19 protein-coding genes are annotated in these 15,830 nt (G+C 44.5%); 11 read left to right on the forward strand and 8 right to left on the reverse strand.

The features are described 5' to 3' along the window. From rsgA to MKHDV_RS13930, 4 genes are all read right to left on the reverse strand, one after another. On the reverse strand, window positions 1-986 hold a 986-nt coding region (gene rsgA / locus MKHDV_RS13915), incomplete at its 3' end, for a ribosome small subunit-dependent GTPase A (RefSeq protein ID WP_160716318.1). A 180-nt stretch (window positions 987-1,166) separates the two neighbouring features. Next, window positions 1,167-2,111, reverse strand: a complete 945-nt coding sequence (gene hemC / locus MKHDV_RS13920; RefSeq protein WP_160716320.1) for a hydroxymethylbilane synthase — start codon at window positions 2,109-2,111, stop codon at window positions 1,167-1,169. Window positions 2,112-2,155: 44 nt separating this feature from the next. Beyond that, window positions 2,156-2,383: a zinc ribbon domain-containing protein gene (locus MKHDV_RS13925; protein ID WP_160716322.1), complete on the reverse strand. Its 228-nt coding sequence runs from the start codon at window positions 2,381-2,383 to the stop codon at window positions 2,156-2,158. Window positions 2,384-2,463: 80 nt separating this feature from the next. Beyond that, window positions 2,464-3,084 carry a D-sedoheptulose 7-phosphate isomerase gene (locus MKHDV_RS13930; protein WP_160716324.1) on the reverse strand — a complete coding sequence of 207 codons (621 nt, stop codon included), beginning with the start codon at window positions 3,082-3,084 and terminating at the stop codon, window positions 2,464-2,466. A gap of 300 nt (window positions 3,085-3,384) precedes the next feature. Here MKHDV_RS13930 and MKHDV_RS13935 point away from each other — a divergent pair, with 300 nt between their 5' ends. The 4 genes from MKHDV_RS13935 to MKHDV_RS13950 all read left to right on the forward strand — a co-directional run bounded on the left by MKHDV_RS13935 (window position 3,385) and on the right by MKHDV_RS13950 (window position 8,359). Further along, a complete protein-coding gene (locus tag MKHDV_RS13935; protein ID WP_160716326.1) occupies window positions 3,385-4,236 on the forward strand; it encodes an NAD(+)/NADH kinase in 852 nt (283 codons plus the stop codon). 35 nt (window positions 4,237-4,271) lie between these two features. Beyond that, window positions 4,272-6,020, forward strand: coding sequence for an ARMT1-like domain-containing protein (locus MKHDV_RS13940; protein ID WP_160716328.1), 1,749 nt, complete (start codon window positions 4,272-4,274; stop codon window positions 6,018-6,020). A gap of 103 nt (window positions 6,021-6,123) precedes the next feature. Then, the gene (gene gatB / locus MKHDV_RS13945; protein ID WP_160716330.1) at window positions 6,124-7,554 is read left to right on the forward strand and encodes an Asp-tRNA(Asn)/Glu-tRNA(Gln) amidotransferase subunit GatB; all 1,431 of its coding nucleotides are present in this window, start codon (window positions 6,124-6,126) and stop codon (window positions 7,552-7,554) included. Window positions 7,555-7,960: 406 nt separating this feature from the next. Next, window positions 7,961-8,359 (forward strand): MucR family transcriptional regulator, encoded by a 399-nt coding sequence (locus MKHDV_RS13950; RefSeq protein WP_160716332.1) that lies wholly within the window; start codon window positions 7,961-7,963, stop codon window positions 8,357-8,359. Window positions 8,360-8,533: 174 nt separating this feature from the next. On the opposite strand, the gene MKHDV_RS13955 is transcribed toward MKHDV_RS13950, so the two are convergent. The 4 genes from MKHDV_RS13955 to rplM form a co-directional block, all read right to left on the reverse strand. After that, window positions 8,534-9,148, reverse strand: coding sequence for a hypothetical protein (locus MKHDV_RS13955; RefSeq protein WP_254060489.1), 615 nt, complete (start codon window positions 9,146-9,148; stop codon window positions 8,534-8,536). Then, a complete protein-coding gene (gene thrB, locus MKHDV_RS13960; RefSeq protein WP_254060490.1) occupies window positions 9,145-9,669 on the reverse strand; it encodes a homoserine kinase in 525 nt (174 codons plus the stop codon). The genes MKHDV_RS13955 and thrB overlap by 4 nt, the downstream gene beginning before the upstream one ends. 156 nt (window positions 9,670-9,825) lie before the next feature. Beyond that, the gene (rpsI, locus tag MKHDV_RS13965) at window positions 9,826-10,218 is read right to left on the reverse strand and encodes a 30S ribosomal protein S9 (protein WP_160716336.1); all 393 of its coding nucleotides are present in this window, start codon (window positions 10,216-10,218) and stop codon (window positions 9,826-9,828) included. Between the two features lie 20 nt (window positions 10,219-10,238). Then, a complete protein-coding gene (gene rplM, locus MKHDV_RS13970; RefSeq protein ID WP_160716338.1) occupies window positions 10,239-10,673 on the reverse strand; it encodes a 50S ribosomal protein L13 in 435 nt (144 codons plus the stop codon). 227 nt (window positions 10,674-10,900) lie between these two features. Between rplM and MKHDV_RS13975 the strand changes: the two genes are divergently transcribed. From MKHDV_RS13975 to MKHDV_RS14005, 7 genes are all read left to right on the forward strand, one after another. Further along, a complete protein-coding gene (locus MKHDV_RS13975) occupies window positions 10,901-12,142 on the forward strand; it encodes an HD domain-containing protein (protein ID WP_160716340.1) in 1,242 nt (413 codons plus the stop codon). Between the two features lie 204 nt (window positions 12,143-12,346). Then, window positions 12,347-12,730, forward strand: a complete 384-nt coding sequence (locus MKHDV_RS13980) for a hypothetical protein (protein WP_160716342.1) — start codon at window positions 12,347-12,349, stop codon at window positions 12,728-12,730. Between the two features lie 21 nt (window positions 12,731-12,751). After that, window positions 12,752-13,339 carry an RNA polymerase sigma factor gene (locus MKHDV_RS13985; protein WP_160716344.1) on the forward strand — a complete coding sequence of 196 codons (588 nt, stop codon included), beginning with the start codon at window positions 12,752-12,754 and terminating at the stop codon, window positions 13,337-13,339. Window position 13,340: 1 nt separating this feature from the next. Further along, window positions 13,341-13,643: a hypothetical protein gene (locus tag MKHDV_RS13990; protein ID WP_160716346.1), complete on the forward strand. Its 303-nt coding sequence runs from the start codon at window positions 13,341-13,343 to the stop codon at window positions 13,641-13,643. A 9-nt stretch (window positions 13,644-13,652) separates the two neighbouring features. Next, window positions 13,653-14,060 (forward strand): hypothetical protein, encoded by a 408-nt coding sequence (locus tag MKHDV_RS13995; RefSeq protein ID WP_160716348.1) that lies wholly within the window; start codon window positions 13,653-13,655, stop codon window positions 14,058-14,060. An 85-nt stretch (window positions 14,061-14,145) separates the two neighbouring features. Continuing rightward, window positions 14,146-14,700: a hypothetical protein gene (locus tag MKHDV_RS14000; RefSeq protein ID WP_160716350.1), complete on the forward strand. Its 555-nt coding sequence runs from the start codon at window positions 14,146-14,148 to the stop codon at window positions 14,698-14,700. 455 nt (window positions 14,701-15,155) lie between these two features. Then, window positions 15,156-15,635, forward strand: a complete 480-nt coding sequence (locus MKHDV_RS14005; RefSeq protein WP_160716352.1) for an HPP family protein — start codon at window positions 15,156-15,158, stop codon at window positions 15,633-15,635. Window positions 15,636-15,830: the final 195 nt, after the last annotated feature.

A 15,830-nucleotide genomic window follows, 5' to 3' on the forward strand; every position in this document is an offset into this window, starting at 1 on the left:
CCTGTGCGTGCCTGCTCTTCAATGAGCTTGTGATAGTTGTCGACTCGACGTTGGGTCAGGAGTCCCGCAGCAATCGCTTGCTGCACGGCACAGTCTGGTTCTTGGTCGTGCTTACAATCTACGAATGCACATTTATCTATGAATTCTTTAATATCGTGGAAAACTTTTTTTACGCCATCTTCACATGCAGGAAGTTGAAGTTCACGGAATCCCGGGACGTCCATGATCGTGCCGCCGCATGGCATTATGTATAAGGTGCGGCTGGAAGTGGTGTGTCGACCTTTGCTGTCTACATCACGAATAGCACCGGTGAGGGTAACTTCTTCTTCCATCATTGTGTTGATGAGGGTGGATTTACCTACCCCGGACGAACCTACAAGCGCAATAGAATGCCCTTGACCACACCAGTCTTTCAGGAGCTTTGATGTGTTGTCTGCTCTACTGTCAACAGCGATAACTGGTACGTCTTTATAGAGTTCTTTTGCATCAGCAACGCAGGCATCCGTAAAGGGCTGGTCTGCCTCATCTGCTTTAGTGAGGATGATAACCGGCTCTGCACCGCACTGGATAGCCAGTGCAAGGTAACGTTCGAGACGGGAAAGACTGAAGTCGTGGTTCAGTGAGGAGACAATGAAAACTGTATCCAGATTTGCTGCGACGAGCTGCACAGTTTTTTCATTCTGCGGAGAGCGACGCACAAAAACGGTTTTGCGATCCAGCATGCGGACGGGGTACTGCTTGTTTTTATCAAGCACAAGCCAGTCGCCGACTGTCGGTTTAGCTTCTGCTTTACCGCCAAGCCAGTTGCCCGGTAATGGCATTTGTACCTTCCCGAATTCGCCCCATACGTTCAAAAGAACGGAGTGAATGCTACAGACGCGACCAATGTGTTCAGTAGTTTCGTCTTCGGTAAGCTGCTGACTAAAAGAGTCAGACCAGCCAAGGGTGCTGAGAATATCGCTTTTCTGCGTGTCATCTGGGTGCAAGTGTGTTGTCTCCTTCGGTTCTACTAAAAAAAACCGATACATGTATTTGTTGCTGTTGTGTGCAGTATAGCAGAGCAAGCGTCAAGTCCCAAATGGCTGTATTAGACTGCATAAAAAAACAGCGGATGAACCATACTGATTCATCCGCTGTTTCGATGTGATTATCTATGTAGCAACGTGTTAGTTCTTAACAGCGTGTTCTGAAGCATAAACTTCTTCAAGGATGGCGTCTGCGCCTTTTCCTTTTACTACTTCGGCAAGATCAAGACCTGTCTGGCGTGCATTTTTTTCGCTACCGCTTGAGGTTTCGCGAATTTTACGTACGCCTTCGAGATCAGCTACAAAGCCAACCATTTCGAAGTTGTCTTCGTCTGTCATGGTTGCATATCCTGCGATAGGTACCTGACAGCCGCCCTGTAAGCCGAAAAGGAATCCACGTTCTGCTTCAACACAGATGCGGGTCGGACGGTGCTCAAGGAATGAAAGCATTTCATGCAGGTCTTTACGATCTTGATGGAATTCAATGCCGAGTGCACCCTGACCAGCTGCTGGCAGGAAGCGTGGTGCGCCGAGAATTTCATTCTTCGGTGCAGAAAGACCAAGGCGTTTAAGGCCGGAAGTTGCCATGATGATTGCATCAAAATTGCCTTCAATGAGCTTACGCAGACGTGTGTCTACGTTACCGCGCAGGGAAACAACTTTGAGATCAGGGCGAATGGACAGTAGCTGGGACTGACGACGCAGGGAGCTTGTGCCCACTGTTGCGCCTTCTGGCAAAGCATCAAGAGAATCGTACTGTACAGAAAGGAAGGTGTCTGAAGAGGCTTCACGTTCAGGGATACAACCAAGAATCAAGCCTTCGGGAAGTTCCATAGGAACATCTTTCATGGAATGAACGGCGATATCAGCGCGTCCGTCGAGCAGTGCTTCTTCGATTTCTTTTACAAAAAGACCTTTGCCGCCAACTTTGGCGAGCGGTACATCAAGAATGATGTCGCCTTTTGTTTTAAGAATCAAAAGCTCAACAGCAGTGCCTTCATGTTCTTTTTCAATGCAGTCTTTAATATGGTTAGCCTGCCACAGTGCAAGCTTAGAACCTCTGGTAGCAATAACGATTTTCTTCATGTCGTGTCCGAAAGTGCTTGGTAGTTCGAGTGTAGGTCTGCGTATTAGCCGCAGGTAGAACAATTGCCGCCGGAGCAGCCGGAACAGCTTGAGCCGCCGGAAGAACCGGTAGGGGCGGAGATGCTGCCTCCGGACATTTTAAACTTGGTAGCTGAGAGTAATTTGTGTGTGTTCGGTGACTTACATTCTGGGCATTCTGGAGTGTCATCACCAAAAACAAGTTCTTCAAACTCTTTACCGCACGCTTCGCATGCGTAATCGTACAAAGGCATAGCCGTTGCTCCTTAACTATCTATTTTGGCGAATAGATAGTGCGAAATTGAAAAAGGTCAATATTACAGCTGAAAATTTTTTATTCGGCGGCTTCTAAATCAGCCTGAAGTGCTGCTGCATCTTCAAACAGATAGTAGTCCGTAAGCTGGCAGAGGAGGTGCCCGATGGTAAGCTGCACTTCCTGAATGAGTGGAGTATGAGCGTGTGGTACGTCCAGAAGGAAGTCGCACAGTTCGGTCATTTTGCCGCCACCGTTGCCGGTAAGCCCTACAGTAACAAGTCCGCGTTCGCGGGCTGCATTGAATGCATTGATGATGTTAGTAGAGTTGCCGGAAGTGGAAATGCCAACGAGAATGTCGTTTTTATTTCCGAGCGCCTGAACTTGTTTGGAGAATACAAAGTCATAGCCATAGTCATTACCAATGGCTGTGAGAATGGAGGAATCAGTTGTCAGGGCAATGGACGGAAGTGGTGGGCGTTCGATTAAAAAACGGTTAACAAATTCTGCTGCAAGGTGCTGTGCATCCGCTGCACTGCCACCGTTACCGCAAAATAAAATTTTACCGCCTTTTGCAAGGCAAACAGCAAATTTGCGCGCAACAGCATCTACGTCTTCTGCGTGCTTAGAAAAATATTCTTCGCGTAGACGTGCGCCTTCGCGTGCGTGTTCTAAAATAGTGTCGATTGCTTGTTGTGTCATCAATTCTCCAGACGCACTTGCGTGCGTACGATATTGTATACAGGTCAGTACCACCTGACGGAATGGAAGTACACTATATACGCGGGTGTGACAATGTGCGAAGCCGTGCGTAAAAGCATGAATAATGCTAGTGTGCTATGTGTGTGCTATTGTGTTTTTAATGGTTGAAATGCAAAATAATACAATCCTGCGACGGGAATTACTGTCGTCCTAAAAAAGCTGGTGGTACAATTGGAATTATGCGATTCATTTTATCATACACTTCTTGAAGTCATAGCCGGTTTTTACTAGAGAACTGCGATGCACCATAAAATTTCTAATATTTGTATTGTAACTAAGGCCTCACATGAAGAAGCCGCGTCACTCGGGCAAAAATTGCTCGAATGGTTTGCTGCGCGTGATGTGCAAGGCGTTATTTGCGAAAATGGCACTTCTGAATGGTTGTACACACGTGAAGCTGTTCAGTGCGACCTTGTCCTTGTGCTTGGTGGCGACGGTACACTGCTTAGTGTTGCGCGACATCTTGCGGGTCGGGATATTCCCCTTGTGGGAATCAACATGGGGAAAGTAGGTTTTCTTGCCGAAATACCAAGCGACGCATGGGAAGAGCGATTACAGGCTATTCTCGATGGAAAAGTGAACTTTCGTAGAAGGCTTGCTCTCTCCTGTACTGTGACCCGTGGTGATGAGATTGTATTCAGTGGTGTCGCAGCAAATGACTTTGTCATTAACAGGGGCGCTCTTGCCCGTATTACCCGCCTGGAGCTTTCTGTAAACGGTAACCCGATGGGTGAAATCCGTGCAGATGGCATCATCATCGCTTCGCCTTCCGGTTCCACGGGATATGCTATTTCCGCCGGAGGCCCTCTTGTGCATCCGGATATGGACGCATACTCTGTCACACCTGTCTGTGCGTTTTTACGCAGTCTTTATCCTATGGTTTTACCGGGGGAACATATCTTTACTGCAGCTGTGCGCACACATGATGCAGACTTGTTCCTGACGCAGGATGGACAGGAAGGCATATTGTTGCAATCTAATGATGTTGTTTCCATTTCGAAAGCGCAGGGCGGCCTGCTGTACGCTGAGTTTGACGACAATTCGTATTATGAGAAGCTCCTCAAAAGAGGGTTTATTCGCGAAAATTGCTAGTTAAGGACAGTGTTCATACATGAGGGAGAAGAGAAATGGGGAAAGTACTGCCTGCAATTGCGTCTGCCAGAGATGTACACTGGGGAGAAGACGCAGGAATGGATGCCTGGCTGCATCACTTTAAGACAGAAAACAACATTGAACACCTCATGAATCCTGAAAACGTTGCTTCCGATGAGCAGCTCAAGTTCATGGTTGCCCTTGACGATAAACAAATTTTTATTCCTTGTTCTGATGAAACACTTAGTTGTCTGCTGGAAGAGAAGCCGTCAGATGAACTTATGCGTGAATACGGGCGTATCTGGTTGCACACCGTCCGTCTTATTCGCAAACATGCGTTTAATAAATATCACGAACGGAAAGTGATGGGGTTTTGCCGTTTGCGGTTTAAAACACATTTGTCATCACGGATTATGATTCCTTCCCGATTGCTTAAGCGCATGAACAGTATTGTACTTACACAGTGTTCTCTGGTTGATCCATCCAGCGGTGAAAAGCTTGCTGCAAACAGAAATGCATTTGAGTATTTTAAAAATCCTGCCACAGACCGAATGTTGTACTCAACACCGTCTGAGTGCATGTTTAACCCCGATTTGCGCGATTTGCGCTCGGAGTTGGACATTATAGAATTGATACGGCTCATGTACTTTTCTACCATGCCGGAGTTGTGGAGCGCAGGTACGCCTTCATATCTCGATACTGAAAGCGAAATGAACAAGCCTTGTCCTACATCACATTCGCTTGAAGTGCTCCTTGGTTCAGAAAAAGATGATCGAAAAACTATTCTGTTTCTGCCGGAAAGCAGTGGCGGAATTGTATTTGACCTCTACTTTATTCGGGCGTTACTCAGGCTGGGGCATAAAATCATTCTGGCATTGAAAGAAGGCTTTCTTTTTGATTCCCCGACATATTGGGATGCCATGCAGGATCCAGTGTTGCTCGAGTTGTGTAAGACAGCCAAAATGGTGCCGAATGACACAATTTCCAAGAACCTGTTACTTGCGCTGTTGCGTTCGCATCGGTTCCTCATTATTTCTGATGGAATGCGTGAGAAGCTGAATCTGTATAAAACAAATGTGACATTTTCTCGTGCATGGAAAGAGTGTGATATTGTTTTTGCAAAAGGTGCAGCGAACTACGATAACCTGCTGAATTGCGGGCACAGCTTTACGCGTGACGTGCTTGGATTCTACAGAAAACATGACGGCACGTTTGTATTGGAAGCAAAATCGCGTGCCAGCAATATTCGAAAATTTAGTGAAGAAGCCATTAATGACATGGCAAACCGCATCATTGAGAGTATGCGTAAAGAGAAGCAGAAGGGACGTAGTGTTATGTTTTATAGCGCAGTCATCGGTTCTATTCCCGGTGAAACGAACACAGCTATAAAGATAGTAAACACTTTTGTTGCTCACTTGCGTAAGCGTCTCGACAGTACATTTATTATTAACCCCGCTGAACACTTTGAAGAAGGTATGGACGGGGATGATTTGATGTTCATGTGGGAGCAGGTTCAACGAAGCGGCTTGTTGGACGTCTGGCGTTTTCAGACAGTTGAAGATATAGAAACGAGCTTTGGTTTGCTTGATCATAAAGTTCCATCCATCTGGTCGGGGAAAGATTCTACATTCTCCACCGGCTGTACAAAAGAAATGCGTATTGCATTGGACGTACAGAAGAGGAATCCGGAATTACAGATCATCGGGCCAAGTTCAGAGAAATTTTTCCGTAGAGCAGAATATGGCGTTGGTAAATATTATGACGCCGGTATTACCTCTATGTAACGTAGAGTTAGTAACAATTAAAAATTAACAGGCTACCTTGTTCAATATGCACAGGGTAGCTGTTCTTCGGTATTTTCCGGAAGATAGATGTAAGGAGAGTGTTATGGCTGATTTTGAAGTTGTCATCGGGCTGGAGGTTCATGCTCAGCTCAAGACGGAATCAAAATTATTCTGTTCCTGTTCGACCCGTTTCGGGTCTGAGCCGAATGAAAATGTTTGTGAAGTATGTTCCGGTATGCCGGGTGCGCTGCCAGTTTTAAACGCCAAGGCAGTTGAATTTGCCACAAAAATGGGCCTCGCAATGAATTGCACTGTGAGCCTTGATTCCATTTTTGAACGCAAAAACTACTTCTACCCTGATTCTCCTAACGGCTATCAGATTTCCCAGCTTGATAATGCAATCTGCCAGACTGGTCATATTGAAATTCCTGTTGGCGATTCCATGAAGCGTGTAGGTATTACCCGCATTCAGCTTGAAAATGATGCCGGTAAGTCTATTCACTCTCAGGCAGAAAACCTTTCATATGTCGATTTCAACCGTACCGGTGTGCCGCTTATCGAGATCGTTTCCGATCCGGATATGCGTAGCGCTGAAGAGGCTGTTTCTTACCTTAAAACACTGCACTCCATGTTGTTGTATCTCGACATTTGTGACGGCAACATGGAAGAAGGCAGCTTCCGTTGTGATGCGAACGTTTCTTTGCGTCCTCGTGGACAGGAAGAGTTTGGTACTCGTGTTGAATTGAAGAACATGAACTCCTTCCGTAACGTACAGCGTGGCATTGAATACGAAATCGTTCGTCAGGAAGACCTTATTCTTGATGGTGAAGCTGTTATTCAGGAAACTCGCCTGTACAACGCAGAAAAGAACTTTACTGCCTCCATGCGTGGTAAAGAAGAAGCGCATGACTACCGTTATTTCCCTGATCCAGATCTGATTCCAGTTAAATTGACTGAAGAACAGGTTGCAACATGGAAAAGTGAATTGCCGGAGCTTCCGCTTGAAAAATGCGCACGTTTTATATCAGAGTTCGGCTTGCCGGAATACGATGCAAATCTGCTTACACAAGATAGAGCAATTGCTGAATACTTTGAAGCAGCTGTAAAAGTATTTAATAACCCTAAAAAGTTAAGTAACTTTGTGATGGGTCAATTCATGCGTGAATTGAATGAGCGCAATATTACAGTCGCCGACGTTGCACTTAAGCCGGAAAACTTTGCAGAACTTGTCCGTATCGTTGAAGAGGGTATGATATCTACTAAGATTGGTAATGATGTTTTACCTGAACTTATGGAACAGGGCGGTTCCGCGGAAGCTTTTGTAAAAGCCAAAGGCATGGTTCAGATTTCAGATTCATCTGAACTGGAAGCAGTTATGGATGAAGTAATAGCAGAAAATCCTGCAGAAGCAGAAGCCTACCGCGGTGGTAAGCATAAGTTACAAAGCTTTTTCGTCGGTCAAGTTATGCGTAAAACGCGAGGAAAAGCGAATCCTGCTCTTGTTAATGAGCTACTACAGAAGAAATTGTTATAAGATACATAAAAGTACAATAAAGGACGCCATAACTGGCGTCCTTTTTTTTGTTTCATTGAAAAAGTTGGTTGGATAAGCAGTAGAAGGGAAGGACGGCTCTATATTGTGATCAAAACGATTGTAAGTACCGACGTACAACATGGTAAGTAAAAATAAAAAAAAAAATATATGAAAGGAACATAATGATATTCATTTTGCAATGGAAGTGAATACTAATTGAATAAGAATCCCCTTCTATGTCTGTACTGGCATAGTAAAAGACTGTCGCAAAAAAAGTATCAAAAATAAAAAGTGCTTTATTTGACGAGGGTTAAAAGAACATGTATTCAGGTGATGAATAGCATTTACATAACGCAAAAGAGTTGTGCCTAGTCGTTGAGCAATAGTATTTCATGAGGTGCATTAAATGGAAGACTACTTAAAAGAAGCGTTGGAAATTGTGAAGGCGCAAGCTAGTGTGCGGACCATGACAGAGGAAGAAATTACCTCGATGGTTAAAACACTTGCGTCTGGCATCAGGATTATTAGCGAAGAAGATGCTCTTGCTGAAGAAACACAGGAAGCTGCAGTTGATCCTAAAAAGTCCATTAAAGAAAAGACTGTAACATGTCTTGAATGTGGAAAAACTTTTAAGATTTTAACTAAACGTCATCTTGCGTTACATGATCTGGATGCGATTTCCTATCGTGAGAAGTGGGGGCTGAAAAAGAACACGCCGTTAGTTTGTAAAGCGTTACAACGCGAACGGCGTAAAAAAATGAACACAATGAAATTGTGGGAGAGAAGACGTAAAAACGAAGACTAATTTTGTTCTTTGTTAGTATGTAGAATCTACAACAATAGTGTTTCTACACTGTTTACTGTTCTCGGTACCTACAGTTTTAAAGATGTAGATATATGTGGATTCACAGTATTTGCAAACAGCACGGGATTTAACACACGAAAAAAACGCCTCATAGAGGCGTTTTTTTTGTTTTGGCTATGTGAGGTCGGGTTGGCCTTGAACGATCATCTCAGCCAGTGTGAGGTTGACTCTCGGGGCTGTCTGAAGGGCGGTCCCGGCGTACTTCATCTCCAGCTGAGCCAGTTCCTGATAAAACGGAGTTCTGTTCAGCATCGGGATCATGAATTCATCCATGCCTTCCACTTGTTCGCGGAATCGATAACATCCCTGAAAATAACGTTGCTCGCCGTTGGGAAGTATCATCAGGTTTTTAGTGCCGTGCATGCGACAAATCATAAGACGGTGATCATACAGGCCGCAAAGCCCTTCTTCGTTCAACGGACACATAACATGAGGGCGCTCTTTCTTGGCAATTGCCTCATCATACTGCGCTACAACATCTTGTGCTCGTTGAATAAAATATTCGCGTTTTTCATCCGGTAACGCGTTCAATCCTTTCCATAAATATGCCCACTCAATATATGTGTGGTGTTGGAAGTAACTGTAGCAACAGTTGTCTTTACAGTCTGCACAGGAAAGTCCGGCTTCTTCGGCAGTTTTTGAATAAGAATCTGCCATGTTCTTATAGAGTTTGGCGAGCTTGCCAAAAGTGCCTACTGATGCTGTTCGGTTGCTTTTTTTCTTTTTCACGATTGCACTCCTATAGCTGCCAGTAGCGCTGTGACACATTCTCCAGCTGTTTTATTCTCGCATTTAACACTGAAGTCTGCATAGTTTTTATATAATTCAGCACGCTCGTTGTAGAGATCTTCAATGGTCTGTCCTGGCGCGATGGCAAGGCCGCGATCCGGATTTTCGCTAATGCGCTCAAGAATCGTCGGCAGACTGACATCCAGATGGCATACCGGCCCTAATGAACTCAGGTGCTTCATTGCTTCTTCTCTGTACACAACACTACCGCCGGTGGCGATGATGCAACGCTTAGCGCGTAACGCGCTGACAACGGAGCATTCGACATCAAGAAATTCTTCTTTTGTCATAGAGTCGGTAACAGCCTGCAAGTTTGTTCCGTACTGGCCTTCAATAAGATGGTCGGTATCAATAAACACCCAGCCTAGCTCATGAGCAAGAATCTTCCCTAAGGTTGATTTGCCTGCGCTGGCCATGCCGATAAGTGTAATACAATCAGTTTCGTTCGGGTAATCTGCCATGAATGTTTCCTTGCTAATCTGGTTATCGCCTTTTGTTCTGCCTGTAGAGGCAGGCGGTGTCAATGCTGCTGGGCGTTGTCACAGGTGCATGGATATAAAAAAAGGCAGGTTCGTAAGAACCTGCCTTGAAGATCGAGTAGTAAACTCGAAGCGATTTTAACGCTTGGAGTACTGGAAGTTAGCGCGAGCGCCACGCTGACCTGGTTTTTTACGCTCTTTCTTACGAGCGTCACGGGTCAGGAAGCCTGCTTTTTTGAGTGTTGGACGCAGATCTTCGTCAATCACGAGCAGTGCACGGGAAATACCGTGACGAGCTGCAAGAGCCTGACCGGACATACCGCCGCCTGCAACGTTTATTTTGATGTCGAACTTCTCAAGCATTTTAACAAGCTCAAGAGGCTGACGGATGATCATCTGGAGAGTCTTACGTGGAAAGTATTCATCGTAAGGACGACCGTTAACAGTGATCTGACCGCTACCAGCGTAGAGGCGGGTACGAGCAGTAGCGTTTTTTCTTCTGCCTGTGCCGTAATCAAATTCGTTGGACATAGTAATCTCCTACCTCTAATCTAGTACTTAAGTTCAAGAACCTGAGGGTTCTGAGCAGCATGTGGATGCTCTGTACCAACACAGATCTTGAGCTTTTTCATGATAGCGCGACCAAGACGGTTCTTAGGAAGCATGCCCTGAACAGCTTTGCGAATAACATCTTCAGGTTTCTTCTCAAGCATTGTTGCAAGGTTAGCTTCTTTGAGGCCACCTGGGTAACCGGTGTGACGGTAGTACATTTTGTCTGCCATCTTGTTACCGGTAACTTTGATTTTTTCACAATTCACGACTACGATGAAATCACCGTTGTCAACGTGAGGTGCGAATTCTGGCTTATGTTTGCCACGAAGGCGGTGAGCGATCTGGGTAGCGAGACGACCAAGGATCTGGTCCTCTGCGTCAACTACAAACCACTCGCGGGTGATATCTTCAGGCTTAGGGCTGAAAGTTTTCATCTATATTACTCCTAGTGTCGAAACACGTTGGCTCTTATGGAGTTCTTGTTTCCATGTCAATAAAACAATAAGATTGGGGTCAGCCCAAAGTCGGTGGTTGTAAGGGGGGATCCGGATTTTGTTATAAACCCTGGAAAAGACCTCCGGCTTCGTGCGGAAAGAACGTACTTATATCATGTCTTGGTCATTGCCAAGTGATTTTTGTGAAAAAAAGAGGATTTTTTATCATGTCAAGTATTCGTAAGGGATTGTTGCAGACAGTATTTTCCGGCGCGTATATGAAACGCTGGAACGATAAACTGCGACCAGCAGAGCTGTATGAGGTCGATAAGCAGGCACATAAAATGATTATTGCGTGGCTGCTGCTGCAGGAAAATACTCGAGAGATGGAGGACGAAGAGCGTCGCGTGCTTGGCGACAGAATTGTTGAGTGGGGTATCTTTGATTACTTGTTCCGACTTGTAATTACAGATATCAAGCCGCCTGTCTATTACCGAATAAAAGAAAATCCAGAGCACCATCGCCAGCTGGTAGAATGGGTGCAAGGTGAGCTTGAACCGGTGTTGAGTACACTTGGTGCTGATTTCTGGATGCGGTTTCTTGCGTATTTCGACCCGGCTAGAAAACACGAATTAGCAGATGACATTCTTGCTGCCGCACATTGTTATGCAAGCAGTTGGGAATTTAAGCTTATTGAAGGATTGAATTCTTTTGATGATGAACTGGATGTGATTCGTGAATCGTTTGTTGAGCAACAGGCGGAATTCCAGAACTTGAAAGGCTTTAAGGGTTTGATGGATCCAAAGACTCATGCGCTCGGGCGGTTCGCTAATCTTTGTGGACAGCTGCGTTTTCAAAAGCGCTGGTCGCAAATGCCGCGTATTCCAGAAACGTCCGTTATGGGGCATATGTTTTTAGTAGGTTGTTACAGTTACTTCTTCTCAGTGGTTCAGGATGCATGTCCTGTCCGTCGTCAAAATAACTTTTTTTGCGGATTGTTCCATGACCTTCCCGAAATGCTAACTCGCGATATTATTTCACCGGTTAAAAAATCTGTGAAGGAATTGGACGTGCTTATTAAGGCGTATGAGGACGAAGAACTTGAACGACGGGTTTTTCAACCGCTTCGTGCAGAAGGGTATACTGATATTGCAGACCGGTTGGGATTTCTTCTTGGAACCGCAACCGGGTCAGAATTTCATGACTGCATAGAAGTCGACGGGAACGTAGAGCTGGTGGACTTTGAAAAGCTTCAGACTCTATATAATGATAATAAGTACAACCCGAAAGATGGCGAGATGTTAAAGGTTTGTGATGAGCTTGCAGCCTACATCGAAGCATATACAGCGGTTCGGAACGGCATTTCAATTAATGAATTGAATCAAGCCATGTGGCGATTAAGAGATAAGTATCGAAAAAAAACTATAGGTAAAATTCACATTGGAGCACTGATGTCGGATTTTGATTAAGAAGAATATCTATCTAAAAAACTCCCCTTGTATGAGGGGAGTTTTTATTTTTACAGGTATTTACTAAAAAAAAAATAAAAAGTGTAACCACGCAACAGTTAGAAACGATGTAATATGTAGAAAGATGTACCAATCTTTTATCCCATTGTGGATACAACCTTTAACTACTGATGCATTACGCATCATGATAAGAAGGTCGTTAATATGATTCGTATTCTTTCGTTGGTTGTTTCACTTGCCTTACTTTTAGGATCGGTTTCGCTTTCTTTTGCGAAAGTCGACTGCAACAGCACTTGTTGCCAAAAGATGGAAAGACTGGTGAAAAAACGCCTTGGATTAACAGATAAGGAACGTGCTGAAGTTTTTGGTATTTTACGGAATGCTAAAACTGAGCGCAGAACGTTTGTTGATCAGTTAAGAGCACCTGATATGACGCAGGAAAAGCGTTTGGGTCTTCATGCAAAGATTAAAGAAGTAGACGAGGCAGCTCGTGCAGAACTGGCTTCAATTTTTTCAGAAGCTCAGATGGAAAAATTTGACGAGATAATGATTGAGTTACGCGAAAAAATTCTTTCGTGCGTGAAGTAACTTTCGTTGGCCGGAGTATTGATGGAAGTGGTCAATGAAGACTGGGAAACAGTCCGCACCGTGCTGGAGGGTGATACTGCAGCGTATGCGTTGATCATTGATCGACATCAAGCCCATGTGGCGACTATCGTGGGGGCCCATGTGCCGCCGCAATACGTATCTGAGGTTGCGCACGAAACTTTTGTTCGTGCATATCGCTCACTTGCTTCATATGCACCCAAAAAGCCTTTTAAACATTGGCTGACAACGATTGCTCTACGAAGTTGTACGGATTTTTGGCGTTCTCATTATCGGAAGAAAGAATCACCGCTATGTGATTTTTCGGATAATTCTACCCAGTGGCTCGAGGCTGTCCGCTTTGCTGAATCTGAAAGAGAGTTCGAAAGGTTAAGCCAAGCACGGGAAGCTAAAGATATTTTGAATCTCGTGCTTGATTCATTGCCACCATTAGACCGGATGGTGCTGGTGATGACGCAACTTGAAGAATATTCCAGCCAGGAAGCAGCTGAGCTGCTGGGTATTAGTTCCGCCAATGTAAAAGTTCGTGCATTTAGAGCAAAGCGTACGTTAAAGAAGCTTTTAAAAAAGTACGGGATAGAAGGGGCATAGCATGGGAAAAAATATGCTTGGAAGGCTTATGTGTGTGTTGAAAAAAACACATGCTATGCAGATGGAAGTCTACTTACCCTCTGCGTGGGGGCAGGGTGTAATGTATGATGTTTATGCAAGCACCCGTATGCAGCCACAATCGTCATTTGAACGTTATTCACCGCAGGTTGCTCTGATGGCGGCTGTTATGCTTGTAGCCATAAGCATTCCCTGTATGCTTACCGTAGACAATGCTCTTTCATTGCTGGACTCACAACTTATTGATGCTGCAAACGATTCAGCACAGCTGTACTTATTCATGTAGGAGCGGGCAATGAACAACTGGAAAGTCTGGACAGCATTTATGCTGGTATTTCTCTTAGGAGCAGCGTGCGGGGTCCTTGGCAGCGGAATTTTTGTTGAGCAACGAATCGTCAAATTCAAAAATTTAAAGGGGACTGGTCTCGGCGGCGGAAAGCAATTTTTACATAAGATAGAAACGCAGGTTAAGCCGGATGAAGAGTCCATGAAAGAGATCCGCCGTATAGTTGCTGTAAATCGGCAACAAATCCGAGGGGTGCGGGGTAAGGCGGCGGAAGAAATACTTCAGATTTTCACTACTACAGAACAGGAAATTACTACGCTTCTTACACCAGAACAGCAGGTGCGTTTTGCAAAAATTATGAAACGTATCCGAAAACGATTCGAACGTATAAAGCTGTTGCGCTCGTTACAAAAGTAACGCTCTTGGGGGAGCTGCGCTGCAACGTGTAAAGGGATGGATTCTGTACCGCATGCCTTGGCATGCATAGTAAAAAGGATGAGAGATGAACACACTTAAAAAAGTATTTTTAGTGCTGGTAATGGTCTGCGCGTTTGTTACCTTTGCAATGCAACATGATGCATATGCACATGAATCTCGCAAGAATGTGTATGTAACAAAGCGTATGAGTAAAGTGTATCCGAATCTCAGGACGCTAGAACGCTTTATTGATGTGGCGGCTCACCGTCCTCGCAAAGTTAGACGTTTCATGCGTCGCAATGACGTTTTTGAGCTTGGTAAAGGTACACGTGTTGTAAAGATGCGCTCAATCTTGCTCGATGGGGTTGATGCGGTTGTATATAAAGTGCGTGTTCCCAATCGTAACCAGTACGGCTACGTTCTTGCTCATAACTTAAAAAAAGTGAAAAAGCACAGAAAGCACAAAGCAGAACACGTCGTTGTATACAAAAATAAGCACAAGGTTGTGTACAAAGAAAAGCATAAAGTAAAGTATGTAGAAAAGTACGTGGAACGATATGAGCCAAGGTTCGATGATAGGTACAAAGTACGATTCAAGGCTACTGTCGCAACACCTATTTTAGTCATCAATTTTTTATAGAGAACAGGAATGAAAAAAATTCTGTCACTCGCTTTGATGGCTAGTTTTCTATTTGTCTCCGCGGCATGTGTACATGGACATAGGCACAGGTATAAGCCTCGGCATCCGCGAAAAGTCATAATTATTGTCGAGCAATCGGTACAGGTTGCTGCACCGCAGATTGCTTAATTAGATTGAACATAAAAAAAGCCCGTTTTGTCGGGCTTTTTTTATGTTAGACTGGGGGCGATTTGATGCTTGAGAAATGAAAATCTGTCGATTGTTATTTTTTTCACAAAAAGTTACCGAATCATCTTTACGTCTTGCTCACAAATGTTTACCGTTACTATAACGCAATGCAGTCATATCTATTTAGATTGCAGCGCAGAGAAAAATTTATAGACCATAACTCGCCGGTGCATAAGTGCTGGGGTGTGACAGACTAACCGTACTCTGAGATATTAGGAGTTTCGATTATGCTATTACGAAGACGTGCCTGGGATATTTTACGTGACGATTATCCCGTTGTTAAAATAGATGATCCACTTGCTGAGGCTATTCGTAAACTTAACGCATGTGCTTCAGAAGGTTGCCTGTGTGCTTTAGTGGAAGACCGTAATGGTCGCATTAAAGGCGCGGTTTCAATTTGGGATACAATGCGTTTTATGGAAGACACTCTGCTCCGTGGCGACGGCATGAAATGCCTTGATGAAAATCGCTATGAACAGATGTTTACTAATGCTTGCAAAGTCTCCGGCTCCATTAGCGTGAAAGACGTTATGGATAAGGATATGACTATTATTCGACCGGATGAACCGCTTTTGCTCGTGCTGGAAGACTTTGTAAAAAAAGGTCGCAGCTATGCGGTAGTCATGGAAGGCGGACACGTTATCGGTGTCATCATGATTAACGATATTTACAAAGAGATCAGTGATCAGATTTTAGCACGCGGTTAAAGATTGATGATGAACCCGCATTCCGGCGTTCTTGCGAAAAAATCAGATGCTCACATACGTCTAGGTATGCTTTGCCCCTGATTTTCTCCCGCGTCTTGCACTGCACGAATTTGTCTCAATCGTATGTATAGTGAATATAAGAAAGCCCCCTGATTCATAAGAAACAGAGGGCTTTTTTTGAACTAATATGAAGTA

Origin of the sequence: Halodesulfovibrio sp. MK-HDV, from assembly GCF_009914765.1 — a bacterium.
Lineage (GTDB): Bacteria > Desulfobacterota > Desulfovibrionia > Desulfovibrionales > Desulfovibrionaceae > Halodesulfovibrio.